This window comes from uncultured Thalassolituus sp., from assembly GCF_950066645.1.
Classification (GTDB): Bacteria; Pseudomonadota; Gammaproteobacteria; order Pseudomonadales; family Oceanobacteraceae; genus Thalassolituus.
Window position 1 is genome coordinate 40,600 of the sequence record NZ_CATMFB010000001.1, and the last position, 15,866, is coordinate 56,465.

Consider the following 15,866-nt stretch of genomic DNA (forward strand, 5'->3'; position numbering starts at 1 on the left):
AGATTACGTCCTTTATGGCTTAGCCGGGAGCATTCTCAGCAGATGTCGCTGACCTTCTACCCCTGGCACCTGCAGCTCGGTAGTGTGGGTGACCACGAACTGACCTTGCAGATCATCAATTTCCTGCTGCGGAAACTGGCCCTTCATGGCCAGAAAGCAGCCGTCTTCAGCACGCAGGTGCTGACACCAACCGGTCATATCAGCCAGCGATGCAAATGCGCGGCTGACAATCATATCGAAGGGCTGCGGAGGATTATATGCCTCAACCCGATCGTTCACTATGGTCACATTGCTCAGACCCAACGCCGTTTTTGCCTGAAAAAGAAACCGGGTTTTTTTGCCGTTACTGTCCAGCAGGGTGAAGTCTTTTCCGGGATTCATAATGGCCAGGACAATCCCGGGTAATCCGGGGCCGGTGCCGACGTCGATAATACGCTGCACATCCGCCACGGCCGGGTGAACGGCCAGGCTGTCCAGAAGGTGCAGCGCCACCATGCCACTTTCATCGCGGATGGCCGTCAGGTTGTAGGCTTTGTTCCACTTCTGCAGCAGCGCCAGATAATCCAGTAACGCCTGAAGTTGTGCCTCAGACAACTCAATCCCAAGCGACTCAGCGCCTTGTCGTAACTGCTGTTCAGGAGTGCTCATAAAAGTATCGGTCTGAGATTGGAAAGTGCGCGAGTTTACCACAGCTTTCACCCGAGTCGGACGTGGGACTTACGACATCAGAAAGAGATCAGTGACAGATCCGGCCGTATCATCAGCGCAGGTACTTCCTGCTCCCGCAACCAGTGTTCAGCACTGGCTTCCTTCAGCATGGCGATGCTACTCAGAGTTCCTGCCAGCAGACAGGTCGGAGCCACCACAGTAACTGATGCCCAGTAACTGACCGGGAAACCTGTCTGAGGATTCAGCAGATGACAGTAACGCTGACCATCCAGCTCAAAGAAACGCTCGTAATCACCACTGGTTGCCATGCCTCCCTGTGCGACCGGCAGGCTGGCAGTGGCTTTTTCTGGTATCCGGGGATGGCGCACCCCCAGCATCCAGGGAGCACTCCCCTGAGGATCGGGGCGCGGGCCAATCACCTGCAGATCACCGCCCAGGTCGATGATCCCCCAGGTGACGCCCAGACGGCGTGCCACACCGGCAGCAGCATCCGCGGCGTATTCTTTACCAATGCCTCCGAGATCCAGTTCCATATCCGGCGGCATCAGCAGCAGGTTGTCTTCCAGCCGGATTCTCTCAAGACCAATCCGACGCAACAAAGGGGAGAGGTGTTCACTTTCAGGAAGCGCCGGCTCCCGGAAGTTCCATGCCTGTCGCAGGATTCCGGAACTGATATCAAATAAGCCATCACTCTGCCGGAAGCACTCGCGGGCATACCCCAGCAAGGCCGTCGTCTCCCCATCGAGCGGGGTCTGCTGGCCTGCATTCTGATTGATCTGGCTGAGCACACTGTCGTCGCGATAACGACTGTACTTCTGCTCGATACGACGCACTTCGGCTTCAATGGCGTCTGCCACCTCCTGCCAGCGCGGGTGATCAGCAGGCAGGTGCAAAGCACAGGGGGAGGCCATCGCTTTAAAGCGATGGATCTTTACGTCAGTTGATACGGTATTCGACACCAAAACTCAGCACCATAAAGTCGACCAGTGCCGGAGTTTCGCTATCCGGCGATGGCAACAGTACCAGATCTTCACGCGACATATACTGTTGCCAGTCGGCACTCAGGGTCCACTTCTGCAAGTGCAGCTGAGCGGTAGCGCCAAGGGTCAGAGCACCGTAGGTGGCAAGCCGGTAGTCTGAGCTGTTGTACTCATCGGCCGGCGGCTCAAGTTGCAGCGAGTAAAAGCTGGCCTGGGTCTGACGGTAGTACCGGACCATCGGAGTGACCTGCCAGCGCAGATCCCCCTGAAGTATTTCCTGTGCCCAGCGAAGCGTCAGTGTCTGCGAGTACACCCCCCAACTGTCGGAATACAGACGGGCATCCGCATGCAGAGCGGCACCATCACCGACATCCATAAACCGCCGGTACTGACCACTGACATTGAACTGTGTGCGCTCACCGGGCCGCCGGTCCTCAAACTTATAAGGATCGGAGAGATATCCGGACATCCGGGTAAAACCCGCGCCGACCAGCAATACAGACTTTCTGTTCAGAACCTGAGACACACCCTGATACAGTGAAATACTGCGTTTTACCCGGCCATCAGCCGCCTCACGTGCATCCGACAGGAAGGCATCCGTTGGCGACAGCTGGTCGTAGGACATACTCAACGAACCGAACAGGGTTGTGCTGCGGTTAAACAGATCGAGCGAGCCATCGACTCCGGCGGAGACTGAGTCGTAATCGTTTTCAGTCGACATGGCCAGCGTGCCACCCAGAGTAGCGTCGACGCGTTCACTGAAGTAGCGGGTCGGTGACACTTTAATATCAAAACGGCTCTCATCAATACTGGCGCCACTCATCAGCACCACGCTCTGATCTTCGCTGTTCCGGTAGGTCTGCATGGGAGAGGCGCCACTCAGGGTTTCGTATTGCGCTTCGCCATTGATGTACCAACCACCGCCCAGTGGCCTTCCGTAACGCACCTGATGCACATCAATGTCGTAACGTTGCGTCACCGGGGTGTAGGTCCGCTCCTGAGGGATATCGCCTTCCTGATAACTGGTGTAGCGATAACCGACCACCTCTTCGACGGGCGCAGGCTCGGCTGCGGCGTGAAGGGCCGTAGACGCCGCCGCAAGAGCGGCCAGCGAGCGCACGGGTTTACTGCTCATAGTGCTCCTCAGGTGAAGATACGGAATGGATTCTCTGGCAGTGGATACTCTCCAGCCAGAGATGCCGACCCCATTCCGAGAAGATCGCGCAGGGCTCGGTTAACGTGCGCCGGTGTCATTTGCTGACCACTCGCATCCGCAACACCGGTGCTCGTATTCAGTGACTGCGCCAGAAACGCCGATGTCGACGCCCCAAACACACGTCCACCGGTCGAGCCAGGGTGCAACACAATCATACTGGTCACCGGCCAATGGTCTTTGCCATTGCCAGAGTTGTAATAAGGCGTGCGACCAAAATCTGACCCAAGTACCACGGTCGTTCTGTTGGCAATGCCCGCGTACTCCAGAGCAGCCATCAGAAAGTGAACGCCCTCGAGCATATCACCAAGCTGGGGGTAGGCATTCGCATCGTGATTGCCGTGCGTATCAAACCCACCAATGTTCAGGTTGGCACTGGCGGTCAGGCCGGCAGCCATGGACGCGACCACCACCTCTGCCTGACCCTTGAGGCTGTTCGCCCGGCCTGCATTCCAGTTGTCGTCGCGCAGAACATTTGCGGTAATGCCTTCAAGCTGAACATTCAGCTGCCCGAGGTTACTGGTCTCACTGCGGATCGCTAAAAGACGCTCCAGCTGAGCACGCCTCTGTGGCAGCGCCTCGTTATTTAACTGCCGCGCAATCCGCGCTGCCTGAGCCTGACGGACATCGTCGTGCAGGTCAGCGCTGCGGTTAGCACTGCGATAGAGAAATCCGATGTCGTCGTAGTAACGATTCGGGTCAGCGACCTCTGTCACAAAGGAAGCACTGCTTGCTCTCGCCCTTGCCACCAGAGAATCGGTAAAGTCATAACCGCCATTACTGATGTATGCCAGCGGCAGTGTCGGTGCTGTTGCCGCCGCAAAACAGGCCGCCAGACTCGGGTAGCCCATCTCGTCCTGCCCGGACCAGACAAAGCGGTTACCCGTATCGTGGTTATTGGTACCAGTATTGATGCCATTAATCACCGTCATACGGTTGCCGTACGTATTAAAAAACTGATCAAACTGATCATTAATGCGCTGACGGACGGCTTCGTCATTAGAGACGCCTTCGGGGATGGCGCTCCAGCGGATCGGCCCAAACGCTTTGTTCGCATCAAGATCGACAGAGTTTGTGGAGCCACCAAAACGATCAGACCGATCGGTATAAGCGGCGTTCAGTCCCTTCGGATCGCAGATAGAGGTTGGGTCCCAACCGCCGGAGGCATTCACCACAACCAGAAAATTCTGCGGTGCAGCAGCCTCCGCACGAGGTGCCCAGACCGGCATCTGGGCGGTAAGACCGGTAGCGGCAAGTAGCTGCAGAAAATTACGACGTTTCATCTCTTGCCCCTTACTCAAAAATAAACCGGAAATCGGACAGCAGGTACGTCATCACCGCAATCCAGGCCCTGAGGGTGTATTTGGAATCCTGCTCAATACGGTCCTGCGACGGCAGACCATCACCGGTGCGCCCGTCTTCCTGACGTTCCCAGCGAGCCCGGCACTCCCACTCAAGATAGGTACTTGGAGACGGGCTGTAGGCGTCGGGGTTGTCGAGCATCTCCTGCCCCTGATTCATCACTGACACAAAAAGGTTATAGGTCGCGTCCACTTCCGGGTCGTCGGCAGCTATCCGTTCGCCCAGCAGAACCCAGTGCAGATGACGGATATTCTCGCGGATACGCGCAATATTCGCTGGGGTATCAGGCTCGGTAATGGTTTCTACGTTGGGAAACAGGCGTCGCTCTGTCGCCGGAGACAGAAAATCATAAGCCGTGGCGCGACAGGCCATTTCTGATGCCATGCGGCTCTGAATCGCAACGATCAGGCCACCCGGATCCGTGATCCGCTCAATGATGCTGTCAGAATCCATACCGCCAAACATGATGCGGTTGTCTTCCCAGCGGAAATCGTCCCAACCAAAGCCCAGTGTCGCCACCAGTTTGTTGTGCAGCCGCTCCGGACTGATGAACTGGCTGGACCCAATATGGCTGTTGGCAACCAATGTCTCACTGTCTACCGCCCGCGCACGATAGTAAGGACTGAGGATGATCGCTTTTACCGCCTCTTTGACATCCCAGCCACCCGCGACCATCACGTCACCAACGTCGTTCAGAATCGCGCGTTGACTGTTAAAGGCAAGAATATCAGCCTCTGCAGCACCTTCACCCGGAGCAATCAATGGCGGCTGTCCGACCAGCCCGGTATAGAGAGTACGGACAGTAGCGCGCACAAAACGGGGGTCCTGAGCAATTTTCTGTCCGAGCCACTGCAACAGATTACGGAAGTAACCACCGCTTCCAGAGAGCGGTGTCGATTCACCACCGAGTCCTGGCGGTTCAATATCTGAGCCATCCCAACGGTTAGCCGATGACCGCCCGGTCGTTATGTACTGGCCGCGATCGGTCCAGTGCTGGAACGCCGACGACACAGGATCCATGATCTGGTGACAGGAATAACAGGCAGGATCAAGCAGTGTCGGGTTGTCAGAGCCATTGCCAATGCCATCCCCCGGGCGCTCCCCCTCAATCGCGAGAATGTCGGTATCCAGGAAGAAGTCGAATACCTTACGCGCCCTGTGACGGTTGCGGTTGGTATCCGTCGTCGGGAAGCGGTTCAGGAACATAGGCGATGTCAGAATCCCGGCGTGCGGGAAACCACCCAGCTCATGCTCCAGGTCTTTGGTCACCCGTGCCGGACGGAAGTCCGTCGGATCGTAATACACCTGCACGCCATTCGCATCGCAGACGGGCTCGTCCAGCTGGCGGAATGACACGCTACGATCGAGTAATTCGGCTTCATACACCTGCTGGCTATACCAATTAACCATCATAAAGTCGGCGGTCATAAATAGCGTATGAGGCAACTCATTACGGGCGGCGTAACTCACCAGCTCAAGCGGTTCGCGGGCGACAGCGTCATTGGTCACGGCACGGAGACAACCGCGGATACTGCCCTGGTCGTCCCCGGAGTACTGATCGTTGTACCATTTGCGACCGGGAAAATCGTCGGTATCGAGCAGATTGATACCGCCCTCATTCAGATTGCGGGTCAGGTACTTGTCAGTGAGCAATTGCTGATTGAAGGTCTCCATCAGCACGTCATAGAAGGTATCTTCCTGCATCAGGGTATCAAGAGCCGCACTGAGAGCGACTTCACCTTCCGCCTCTACCGCCGCAATTTCAGCACTGGTTGGCATACGCCCGGCCAGTTGCAGAGACGCTTTGCGCAGCGTGACAGCCAGTTCATCGGTGGCAACACCTTCAATCGTGACCTTGGCATCCGCCAGGGATTTACCGTTAAAGGCATAAAGAATGTATTCGGCAGTATCGCGGGCACAGCTGTCCGTACAGGCTTCCACATCTCCGACGGGCATAGTGCGGTTAATCTCGTCCGCAAGCACCAGGAAGGATGAACAGGTCGCACAGCCCACCAAGGTCGGGCCGATTGAGGTACCGTTACCATCGATACCATGACAGGACGCGCACTGTTGTTGATACAACGCGTGGCCGACGGCGTTATAGCCATCATCTTCTAAGTCGTCTGAAAACCGCTCGCAACCTGTCAGCATGGTCAGCAGGCCTAAGAGCAGCAACAGCCCCCGGATGTTATTCATCATCGCACTCCTTCGTGGGATGTCGGATTTTATAGCAAGGAGAGTGACGGAAAAATGTGAGCCCGTTCGGAAAACCTTCTGAATCGCAGGGTTACTTCTTTTTTGTTACTAAAAATGCGCCATTGATTACTTTTTGCCAGAACAATCCCGGGTTTGCGTCCGCACCAGCCGCGATTAACGCAACAGTCTGTCTACCAAAGAAGGGCTGCAGCGCTCCGGTCGCGCAGATATACTCCGCGCTTGCACTGAGGATGTTATGAACCCACGTAGCCCGCTTTTACCTCTTCTGGCCGCCGCAACTACCCTGATTGTGGTTCACGGTTTTGGCCGCTTCATCTACACCCCGCTGATTCCACTGCTTGTCAGTGATGGCTTACTGACCCTGCAACAAGCTGCACAGCTCGCCACCTGGAATTACATCGGCTATCTCAGTGGCGCAATGATCGCCCTGTTCGCCTGGCAGAGCGGCTGGGGCCGCAGCGCATTGCTCGCAGGGGTACTCGGCAATGCCATCATTACTGTGCTGCAGATCGGCGGCGACTATTACCCATACATGGCCGGGCTGCGCCTGTTCAACGGCATCACCAACGGTGTTGTCTTTGTACTCGCACCGGCACTGGTGCTGGAGTGGCTGGCAGCACGCAACAAGGCCACGCTCAGCGGGCTGATGTACCTTGGTGTCGGCGCAGGGCTGCTGCTCAGCAATCAGATCGTTGAAAGCACCGCTATCTGGCTTCAGGGTAACGACCGCTGGATCCCCGCTGCGGCAGTCAGTATTCCGCTGGCTCTTTGGTCGGGTATCTATCTGTTCCGGCTCAGTTCCGGTGACGCCCCTGTCAGTCGTGATGATCACTCCGCGCTGTGGGATAAGCAGAGCACGCCACTCTTTCTGTCGTATTTTGGCGCCGGACTTGGCTACATTCTGCCGATGACTTTCCTGCCCGCCGTTGCGCAGGAATGGAATATCGACGTCAGTCCAAGCCCCTGGCTGATCGCCGCACTGGCTTCTGTGCCTGCCATCTTCATCTGGAATTCACTGGGCAACCGGATGGGTGACCGCAACGCCCTGATTCTGAACTATGCCGTACAGGCTGTTTCTGTCGCTGCCATTCTGATTCTGCCGGGCACAGAGCAGGGGCTGTGGCTCTGCGCTGCGCTTATGGGTGGCAGCTTCCTGGGGGCTGTTTTTCTGACTCAGCGGCTGGCTCGTGCCATTCACCCGCATCAGGGGCCACGCCTCAGCGCTGCACTGATCGCACTCTATGGTGTCGCCCAGTTGCTCGGCCCGATTGTCGCCGAAGCAGGAATTCATATGGGCGCGACGCTGGCCTCAACCTTTATCTGGGGGCTGGGGGCATGTGTGTGGGCGCTGGTGTTGATGGCGTGGGTTCCGAAAAACCCAATCGTTCATCACAACCCGGCCGCCAATCAGAAATAGTGACGGTAATCCAGAGACAGGCTGGTTTCAGCCTGATTACCGGCCAGCTCACGACCTGCGATGAATACCAGCCTCCCGGTATCACCCACCGCCAGGCTCTGGTCCCACAGTAGTCTGGTGACGGCCTCCCCTTGAGCGGGCAGGTCGTATCCGATACGGATCCGGCTTTTCATATTGCCAACCTCATATATCCAGGCGCCGGCTTCAGGTAACAGCGACACTCTGGCGTCATCACTGAAGAATCGGATGCCCGCGCCCAACAGGGCATATACTCCAATGTCCCGGTGCAGATTCCACGCAGCGCCAACCCCGCCTGATAACTGGAACGTCAGCCTGTCGTGCTCCTGGCCCGGCATCAAAAAGCGACGGAAGCCAAAATTGAAATATCCGGAAACACCGCCCGTCAGCGAATGACGCGGGTTAAGCGCAGCAGTCTCATACAGCATCCATTCATCGAGCTGAGGCAGGGAATAAGCCCGGCTGTATCGGAACGTCATTGCAGTAAGCCGCAGCAGGGTCTCGCCAAAATAATTGCGGTTGTCATCGCTGAAGTCATGCGCAGCCGGCAGCCAGCCAAACGTGAGCCAACGATGATCCAGCTGATGTCGCCAGCCTACGCTCAGGTGGCTGTCAGGCGCTGACTTGAGGGGGTCCCGGTAGTCATCGAGTGACACACTGACCTCTGGCCAGTCAGTCGAAGCCTGTAACACATCCTGATAAGCAGCTTCAGTGATAAAGCCTTCGGTGAGGCGGAAGCGTGCCAGCGTCAGAGCCAGCCGTTGTTCCAGCGGATCAGCCAGAACACCCGCTGCCGGGCTCTGGATAAACGCCTCTACCCGACGCTCCTGTTCTGTGGTCATAAAGTCGGCCAGCATACGTACCTGCCACTGATCTGAAGGCATCAGCTTCCGCTCTCCGATCAGGCCTGCTCTGTCGGCATAGCGGACCACGTCAACGGGGCTGATCCAGTCACGCCGCTCACCAGCCTCAGGCAGTACAGCCCGGAGAATATCCAGTGTCATGGTGGCGCAGTTGTGCCCCTGAAACAGATAGGGAATATTGGCCTGACGCAACTCCCACAGATGTGCCTGTAGCAGAGCTTTCTGCCCTTCGGTCAACGCCAGCGGATAACGCCAGACGTTGCGTTGCTCACCAAAACGGTAAGTCGTTATCGCCTTTCCTAACGGCTGTACGACAAAGAAGCCTTCTTTACCGGTAAACAATGTCTGAGAGATAAACGTCAGCGGCGTGGAGAAATCGAGAGAGGTAAAGAAGGTGGCCACGTGATCTACAGGGACTGAGTCATCATTCACGCCGCTCATCGATAACATGATGTGGCCCATCATGCTGCTCGGCCGGGTCAGGTGCTCTGATGCAAAAATAAGACTGACAGTATCTACCGGGACTTTACGGCGGAATTCATCAAACTCAGGGCAGACGACAGGGTCCTCCGACAGCAGCCCTTGTTGTCTCAGATACAGTGCGCGGGCAGGGTAGTCACACTCCAGCTGAGGAAAATCCCGAAAACGTTCTGCAGCACTATGCCCGGATATCACATCATCAGCGGCGCCCATCGACAGAAAGCGGGAATCCGGAATCTGGGCCTGTCCGTTATGAAAATGCAGCAGGCGCTGCCATTGGTCGGAGCTGTTGCTGTGTGCAGAAGAGAAAGGCAGAAGAACAAGAAGCCAGAAACACACAGCAGGAGGCGCGATACGCCCCCTTCTGAACAACGGAGGCATCAGCCGCCGCAGTTAACCAGCGCAGTATCTGCGTAGGTCCACATCTTCTTGGTTGAGTAGTCGGTCGTAGAACCGAGCAGACCACCAGTCAGGATGTTACCGAAGAACGCTGGCTCAAGCTTACGAGGCAGAACAGTCTGGCCCTGACAGCTTTCAGAATCTGCAACGAGGATTTTGTCAGTACCTGTCTTATGCAGTACAGCAACACCTGGAGCAGTGAACGTCTGACCATCAATCTTGACCTGAGTTTCTTTACCGTTAGAGGTAGTCAGGTTAACAGAGGTAGTCTGGTCAGTAACGATACTGGCACAACCAGCCAGTGTAGAAAATGCAGCAATCGTTGCTACAGCGAAGATCTTCTTCATTCCATTGTTTCCTTCAGAAGAATAGTTATATGGGATTGTCCCGCAGAGGATTATTACAGACTTATCAATAACGGACAATCAGTGCCAGACTGTCAATTCGCGACCTCAATGGCCTGATTTCAAACGGAATTTAAGCCAGCACCGAATTCAGTCAAAGAGATCAGGCGCTCATTTTTCCTGCCAGATTACGCTTCTTCAGATGAATCAGAATCTGACTGATGGCGGCTGGAGTAATGCCCGAGATACGTGATGCCACGCCTAATGTTTCAGGCTGAACGGTGCGCAGTTTCTGCTTCACTTCGTTCGACAGACCACCAATGGCATCGTAGTCGAGGTCGTTGGGCAGCAGGGTGTTTTCATAGCGACGCAGCTGTTCGATTTCTTCCAGCTGACGGGCAATATAACCATCGTACTTCGCCTGAATCTCAACCTGCTCAGCGACCTGTGCATCACCAACAGGCTCGCCTTTCAGACCCGCCACATCGGCATATACCAGACCCGGACGCTTAAGCAGATCATGCAGGTTGTACTCGCGCTGAAATTCGCTTTCGCCTTTGGCTTCCAGGATGGCCGCTTCGGCAGACTTCGGCTGAATCCAGGTGGTTTTCAGGCGCTGCGCTTCTGTGTCGATTGACTCTCGTTTGGCCGTAAATGCCGCCCAACGCTCGTCATCGACTAAGCCCAGATTGCGGCCGATCTCCGTCAGACGCAGGTCAGCGTTGTCTTCACGCAGCACCAGGCGGTATTCCGCACGGGAGGTGAACATACGGTACGGCTCTTTAGTGCCCATGGTGATCAGATCGTCGACCAGAACACCAATGTAGGACTGGTCACGGCGTGGAACCCAGGCGTCTTTCTCGAGCGCGCGCAGGGCAGCGTTCGCACCGGCCAGCAGCCCCTGAGCGCCGGCTTCTTCATAACCGGTAGTGCCGTTAATCTGGCCAGCAAAGAAAAGGTTATTCACAAACTTGGTTTCAAGGCTGTGCTTCAGATCCTGCGGATCGAAGTAATCGTATTCGATGGCGTAACCCGGACGGGTTATGTGCGCATTTTCGAAGCCCCTGATGCTGTGGATAAGATCCAGCTGCACATCAAACGGCAGCGAGGTTGAAATACCGTTCGGGTACAACTCATTGCTGTTCAGGCCCTCTGGCTCAACAAACACCTGGTGGCTGGTTTTATCAGCAAAGCGGGTGACCTTGTCTTCGATCGACGGGCAGTAACGCGGCCCGATGCCTTCGATCACGCCAGCAAACATCGGCGAGCGATCGAGATTCGCACGGATGATCTCATGGGTGCGCTCGTTGGTGTGGGCAATGTAGCAGGACACCTGCTCAGGGTGTTCATCCACCGACCCCATAAAGGACATGACTGGGATGGGCGTATCACCCGGCTGCTCCTGCATCACAGAGAAATCCACAGAGCGGCGGTCGATACGCGCTGGGGTACCGGTTTTCAGGCGGCCAACATTAAATGGCATTTCACGCAGACGCTTTGACAGCGCAATTGATGGCGGATCACCGGCGCGGCCACCGGAGTGGTTTTCCATACCAATGTGGATAAGTCCACCCAGGAAGGTGCCAGCAGTCAGTACCACGCTGGTCGCATGAATACGCATATTGGTGTTAGTCACAACACCAGCCACGGTAGAACCAACGCCATCGCCCTGCATGATCAGGTCATCACAGGCCGCCTGGAAAATATCCAGATTCGGCTGGTTTTCCACAATATTGCGGATTGCGCTGCGGTACAGTGCCCGGTCGGCCTGAGCACGGGTCGCCCGGACAGCAGGGCCTTTGCGGCTGTTCAGTACGCGCCACTGAATACCGGCTTTGTCGGTCGCGCGCGCCATGGCGCCGCCAAGCGCATCAATTTCTTTTACCAGATGGCTTTTACCGATTCCGCCAATCGCCGGATTACAGGACATCACGCCCACGGTATCGGTGTTGTGGGTAAGCAGCAGAGTCCTGGCTCCGGTACGCGCCGACGCCAGCGCCGCCTCAGTACCTGCATGACCACCACCAACAACAATCACGTCATAACGAACGGGATAATCCACAACACACCTCAATCTTCTGGTTCACACCGGCCCTGCCGGTGAAAAAGGGCGCGCATTGTAACACCGACGCTGAAAAGGCCATAGCGATTGATTGATTTTTGATCAAACAGATTATTCACATGCGATATTCAGTGAGCGCCGGCTGTGAGAAAAGATTATCCACACCCCTGTATAAACAGCCCCAGTCCACACATACTGTGGATCAGAAGGTGTGTATAAGTATGTTGATGAATGTGGATAATTATTGAGTTCCAGGTCAATAATAAAAGTTATTATCCAGTCCGTACAACTAACCCACGAGTTTTATGCACATTTATCACAGGGTTATCCACAGCTATTCCGTGGTTTCTTCTGAGTCATCCGCCGTCTCATCTGTGGTATCTGTCGTATCTGTACTGGTGGCAGGATTAAAGCGGGCATAAAACAGCTGTGAGTCACGGCGGATAAACCATTCGAGATCACCATCGGCGTTTACCGTGGCGTAGCCAGGGGCGTTGGTGACATTGAATCCATTACAGTTTTTACGCTCGGCCATCTGTACCCGGTACAGATTCACCGCACTGTCGACAACTTCCATCGTCCCGCGGCTGGTGCAGCCGGCGACCGTACTGCTGACCTCACGGAAAGAGAGCTCGCCATTCACCTCGGTCAGATAAAGGTCGTATCCGGTCGCACCCCACTGGCCACGGATACTGGTCAGCGACGACCGGGTCGTCCAGGTTCCATCGTCGGCCAGCAGAAAACTGCCCACGTTGCTTCCGCCCTCGTAGTCTCCTACCAGGGTGTCGTCTGCTTCAGTGGTTGGATACAACAACCCCCAGAACTCGTACGAAGTACCGGTGCCACCAGCGACCCGCTGATCCGCGCCGGTATCGGTGGAGGAATAGCTGTACGCCGTGAGAGTGGCAGACATGGCCGCGTCTTCTTCGGTGAGGGACACGGTGCCGTAGTAGGCCAGCGTGTCATCAAACGCAAACAGATTGCCGTTATAGATGAGGGTGCGCAGGGCGCCAGCCTGATCCAGCTGTCCGTTCCATAACCCATTCAGTCGTAGGGTAGGATCCGCCACTGTCTCACCCTGATCGTTAAGAATGTCGTCCTCATCATCCTTCGCGATGCATGCAGACAGACACAGAGGTAGCACAATGAAAAAGAGGGCGCGTAACATGATCAGTCCTGAAATTTGAAACTACTGATCTGAAAGATTAGTCAACCACCGGGATTTTGCCGCTGGCAGAGCCGCGGAATGCATAGAGAGTAGGGAGGCAACCATGTCAGAGACGAGAACGCAGCTCAAATCACTGGCCATCGATCAGATCCGCCAGGCCAACCTGCAGGCCGCCAGTTTCCGCGAGCTGGGCAAGGCCGCAGGCATCAAGTCCAGCTCAGTGCACTATCACTTTCAGAGTCGCGATAAGCTCCTGACTGAACTGCTGCATGATTACGACATGGAGTTCTTTGAGCACCTGGATGTGCTTACCGAAGGAATTCACCGCCCCAAAGAGCGCCTGAAAGCCCTGGTGAGCGTGTTTGAACAGAGCCATGCCGAAAAACGCCAGTGCATGAGTCTCGCTTATGCCGCCTCACCCCATGAGTTAAGCGACACCAATCTGGCGGCTGTGGATAAGTTTATCTTTCATCTGGAAAACTGGGTCACAGACACCCTGCAGAACGCCAGCCTGCTACCGGTCCCCAGGGATGAGCTCGCGTGTGTCATCGTTGCAGCTCTCGAAGGTTCGCTGCTCTTTGATCGCCTGCACGACGACCCCCGTCACCTGAACGCTGCCCGCCGCTGGATTGCCAGCCTGAGCAGCTACTGATTCACCACCAGGCCCCATTCTGTGGGGCCTGAGACCAATTCTGTACGTCTCAGTCCGCATCTTGAGCACCGAACTTGTCTGCCTCGCACCTGTCTTAGCCAATATCCAGCAACTATCTTAGAAACACACTAACGACAACCGCAGTTGCAAGGCAGGTAGGTATGACTCAGTCATCACGTGAAATCAGCGCTGATATTCAGTTTCCTGGCCGCAAAATGGATTTTGGTTTCGAGTTTAAGGATCTCCCGCGCTACTGGAACGACAACGACGCGTTCAAAACGCACTTTATGAACGCACTGTCGTGCCTGTTTCTCGAAGGCGAGCGCATGTTCATCGATGCCGTTCGCGACCACCAGCACCTGGTCAACGATGAGCGCCTGCAGGAGCAGGTAAAAAGCTTCATCAAGCAGGAGGCTATTCACGGCCACGAACACCATCAGTTCAGCAAGTATCTGGATTCGATCGGCTACCCGGCGACCAAAGTTGAAAACTTTGAGCGCAAAGAAAAGCAGCTGATGAAAAAGTACATGCCGGCCCGTCGTCGCCTTGCGATCACCTGTGCTGTCGAGCATTTCACCGCCATTCTGGCCCACCAGGTACTGACCAATCCTGAGGCCACCGAAGGTATGGACCCGCGCTTTGCCGAAATGTGGAAGTGGCACGCGATTGAGGAGACCGAGCATAAAGGTGTCTGCTACGATGTTTACGAACAGACTGGCGGTGGCTACTGGCTGCGCGTATTTGCCATGTTCAACGTCACCTGGATGTTCCTGCTGAGGACCACCATAGTGCAGAGCATCTTCCTGTGGAAAGACGGCAAGCTGTTCAGCCCGTCAACGTGGAAATCAGGCTTCCGTTTCTTCTGGAAACGCCCGGGTCTGATCCCCAGCATCTGGCAGGACTACAAAGACTATTATCGTCGCGATTTTCACCCGTGGGATCACGACAACCGTGAGCTGCTGCAGGGCTGGCAGGCAGAGCACGACAATTTTAAAACCGTATAACGACAATAACAGGACAGGCCATGAACGACATGACACCTCAGGCGGCGCGCGAAATAAGCGCTGGCATCAGCTTTCCGGGACGCAAAATGGACTTCGGATTCCGCTTCGAAGACCTGCCACGCTACTGGTTTGGTGATGATGCCTTCAAAAGCACACTGATGAATGGACTGTCATGCCTGTTCCTGGAAGGCGAGCGCCTCTTTATTGATGCGGTCCGTGACAATGAACACCTGATCAAAGACGAGCGGCTGAAAGAGCAGGTGAAAAACTTCATTAAGCAGGAAGCGATTCATGGCCACGAGCACCACACCCTGAGCGAATACCTTGATACCCTGGGATACCCGGCCACCAAAGTTGAAGCTGAAGAGCGGGCGGTGCGACTCTTTCTGAAGAAATATGTGTCCGCCAAAGATCGCCTGGCCATCACCTGCGCTGTTGAACACTTCACCGCCATGCTTGCTCATCAGATGCTGACCAACGATGAACTGACCGGAGAAATGGATCCGCGCATCCGCGAGATGTGGAAGTGGCACGCCATCGAAGAAACGGAACACAAAGGTGTGTGCTTCGATGTATACGAAGCCATCGGTGGTAGTTACGGCCGCCGGGTTTTCCATATGGCGACCATTACCATGACCTTTGTTACCCGGCTGAGCATAGTTCAGGCTCGCTTCCTGTGGCGCGACAAACAACTGTTCAAATGGTCTACCTGGAAATCTGCGTTCCGCTTTTACTGGAAAACCCCAGCCCTGATTCCGGCCATCTGGCGTCAGTACCGGGATTACTACCGTCGCGATTTTCACCCCTGGCAGCATGACAACCGCGAGCTGCTGGAGGGCTGGATAGCCGAACACGACAATTACAAAACCGTATAAAAAACATTTATCGGGCGGCGCTCTGTGCGTCGCCCGATAAATATATTCCCCAACAGTTTTACTCCGCCGTTACGTTTCCCGACAGCCACTGTCTCGCTTTAGACCCTGCCGTCAGCTAGTATCAACAGAATAATTTTCTGTGT

At 55.5% G+C, this 15,866-nt stretch carries 13 protein-coding genes; 4 read left to right on the forward strand and 9 right to left on the reverse strand.

Translation table 11 applies throughout. The features are described from left to right. Nucleotides 1-12 precede the first annotated feature (12 nt). From rsmG to Q1L85_RS00220, 5 genes are all read right to left on the reverse strand, one after another. Entirely contained in the window at nucleotides 13-648 is a 636-nt protein-coding gene (gene rsmG, locus Q1L85_RS00200; RefSeq protein WP_300424565.1) for a 16S rRNA (guanine(527)-N(7))-methyltransferase RsmG, read from the reverse strand. Nucleotides 649-725: 77 nt separating this feature from the next. Then, complete coding sequence (locus Q1L85_RS00205) at nucleotides 726-1,628, reverse strand: FAD:protein FMN transferase (RefSeq protein ID WP_300424566.1); 903 nt, start codon at nucleotides 1,626-1,628, stop codon at nucleotides 726-728. Continuing rightward, nucleotides 1,606-2,784: a DUF3570 domain-containing protein gene (locus Q1L85_RS00210; protein WP_300424568.1), complete on the reverse strand. Its 1,179-nt coding sequence runs from the start codon at nucleotides 2,782-2,784 to the stop codon at nucleotides 1,606-1,608. The genes Q1L85_RS00205 and Q1L85_RS00210 overlap by 23 nt, the downstream gene beginning before the upstream one ends. 8 nt (nucleotides 2,785-2,792) lie before the next feature. Further along, on the reverse strand, nucleotides 2,793-4,145 hold the full coding sequence (locus Q1L85_RS00215) for a DUF1501 domain-containing protein (RefSeq protein WP_300424570.1): 1,353 nt from the start codon (nucleotides 4,143-4,145) through the stop codon (nucleotides 2,793-2,795). A 10-nt stretch (nucleotides 4,146-4,155) separates the two neighbouring features. Then, nucleotides 4,156-6,423: a c-type cytochrome gene (locus Q1L85_RS00220; protein ID WP_300424572.1), complete on the reverse strand. Its 2,268-nt coding sequence runs from the start codon at nucleotides 6,421-6,423 to the stop codon at nucleotides 4,156-4,158. Between the two features lie 253 nt (nucleotides 6,424-6,676). Here Q1L85_RS00220 and Q1L85_RS00225 point away from each other — a divergent pair, with 253 nt between their 5' ends. Next, on the forward strand, nucleotides 6,677-7,858 hold the full coding sequence (locus tag Q1L85_RS00225) for a YbfB/YjiJ family MFS transporter (protein WP_300424573.1): 1,182 nt from the start codon (nucleotides 6,677-6,679) through the stop codon (nucleotides 7,856-7,858). On the opposite strand, the gene Q1L85_RS00230 is transcribed toward Q1L85_RS00225, so the two are convergent. From Q1L85_RS00230 to Q1L85_RS00245, 4 genes are all read right to left on the reverse strand, one after another. Further along, the gene (locus tag Q1L85_RS00230) at nucleotides 7,849-9,600 is read right to left on the reverse strand and encodes a DUF4105 domain-containing protein (protein WP_300424575.1); all 1,752 of its coding nucleotides are present in this window, start codon (nucleotides 9,598-9,600) and stop codon (nucleotides 7,849-7,851) included. The two genes, Q1L85_RS00225 and Q1L85_RS00230, sit on opposite strands and share 10 nt — an antisense overlap. Beyond that, entirely contained in the window at nucleotides 9,600-9,965 is a 366-nt protein-coding gene (locus Q1L85_RS00235; protein WP_300424577.1) for a hypothetical protein, read from the reverse strand. Before Q1L85_RS00235 ends, Q1L85_RS00230 begins: the two co-directional genes overlap by 1 nt. 160 nt (nucleotides 9,966-10,125) lie before the next feature. Continuing rightward, a complete protein-coding gene (gene mnmG / locus Q1L85_RS00240) occupies nucleotides 10,126-12,024 on the reverse strand; it encodes a tRNA uridine-5-carboxymethylaminomethyl(34) synthesis enzyme MnmG (protein WP_300424579.1) in 1,899 nt (632 codons plus the stop codon). Nucleotides 12,025-12,358: 334 nt separating this feature from the next. Then, nucleotides 12,359-13,192, reverse strand: a complete 834-nt coding sequence (locus Q1L85_RS00245) for a hypothetical protein (protein WP_300424581.1) — start codon at nucleotides 13,190-13,192, stop codon at nucleotides 12,359-12,361. Nucleotides 13,193-13,295: 103 nt separating this feature from the next. Here Q1L85_RS00245 and Q1L85_RS00250 point away from each other — a divergent pair, with 103 nt between their 5' ends. From Q1L85_RS00250 to Q1L85_RS00260, 3 genes are all read left to right on the forward strand, one after another. Beyond that, nucleotides 13,296-13,844, forward strand: a complete 549-nt coding sequence (locus Q1L85_RS00250; protein WP_300424583.1) for a TetR/AcrR family transcriptional regulator — start codon at nucleotides 13,296-13,298, stop codon at nucleotides 13,842-13,844. Between the two features lie 161 nt (nucleotides 13,845-14,005). Next, a complete protein-coding gene (locus tag Q1L85_RS00255) occupies nucleotides 14,006-14,848 on the forward strand; it encodes a metal-dependent hydrolase (protein ID WP_300424585.1) in 843 nt (280 codons plus the stop codon). A gap of 20 nt (nucleotides 14,849-14,868) precedes the next feature. After that, complete coding sequence (locus tag Q1L85_RS00260; RefSeq protein ID WP_300424587.1) at nucleotides 14,869-15,723, forward strand: metal-dependent hydrolase; 855 nt, start codon at nucleotides 14,869-14,871, stop codon at nucleotides 15,721-15,723. Nucleotides 15,724-15,866: the final 143 nt, after the last annotated feature.

Excerpts from the sequence above, each read along its gene's own strand:
- rsmG (WP_300424565.1), bottom strand. The coding sequence starts at position 648 with ATGAGCACTCCTGAACAGCAGTTACGACAAGGCGCTGAGTCGCTTGGG.
- Q1L85_RS00220 (WP_300424572.1), bottom strand. The coding sequence starts at position 6,423 with ATGATGAATAACATCCGGGGGCTGTTGCTGCTCTTAGGCCTGCTGACC.
- Q1L85_RS00225 (WP_300424573.1), top strand. The coding sequence starts at position 6,677 with ATGAACCCACGTAGCCCGCTTTTACCTCTTCTGGCCGCCGCAACTACC.
- Q1L85_RS00260 (WP_300424587.1), top strand. The coding sequence starts at position 14,869 with ATGAACGACATGACACCTCAGGCGGCGCGCGAAATAAGCGCTGGCATC.
- Q1L85_RS00235 (WP_300424577.1), bottom strand. The coding sequence starts at position 9,965 with ATGAAGAAGATCTTCGCTGTAGCAACGATTGCTGCATTTTCTACACTG.
- Q1L85_RS00250 (WP_300424583.1), top strand. The coding sequence starts at position 13,296 with ATGTCAGAGACGAGAACGCAGCTCAAATCACTGGCCATCGATCAGATC.
- Q1L85_RS00215 (WP_300424570.1), bottom strand. The coding sequence starts at position 4,145 with ATGAAACGTCGTAATTTTCTGCAGCTACTTGCCGCTACCGGTCTTACC.
- Q1L85_RS00245 (WP_300424581.1), bottom strand. The coding sequence starts at position 13,192 with ATGTTACGCGCCCTCTTTTTCATTGTGCTACCTCTGTGTCTGTCTGCA.
- Q1L85_RS00255 (WP_300424585.1), top strand. The coding sequence starts at position 14,006 with ATGACTCAGTCATCACGTGAAATCAGCGCTGATATTCAGTTTCCTGGC.
- Q1L85_RS00210 (WP_300424568.1), bottom strand. The coding sequence starts at position 2,784 with ATGAGCAGTAAACCCGTGCGCTCGCTGGCCGCTCTTGCGGCGGCGTCT.
- Q1L85_RS00230 (WP_300424575.1), bottom strand. The coding sequence starts at position 9,600 with ATGCCTCCGTTGTTCAGAAGGGGGCGTATCGCGCCTCCTGCTGTGTGT.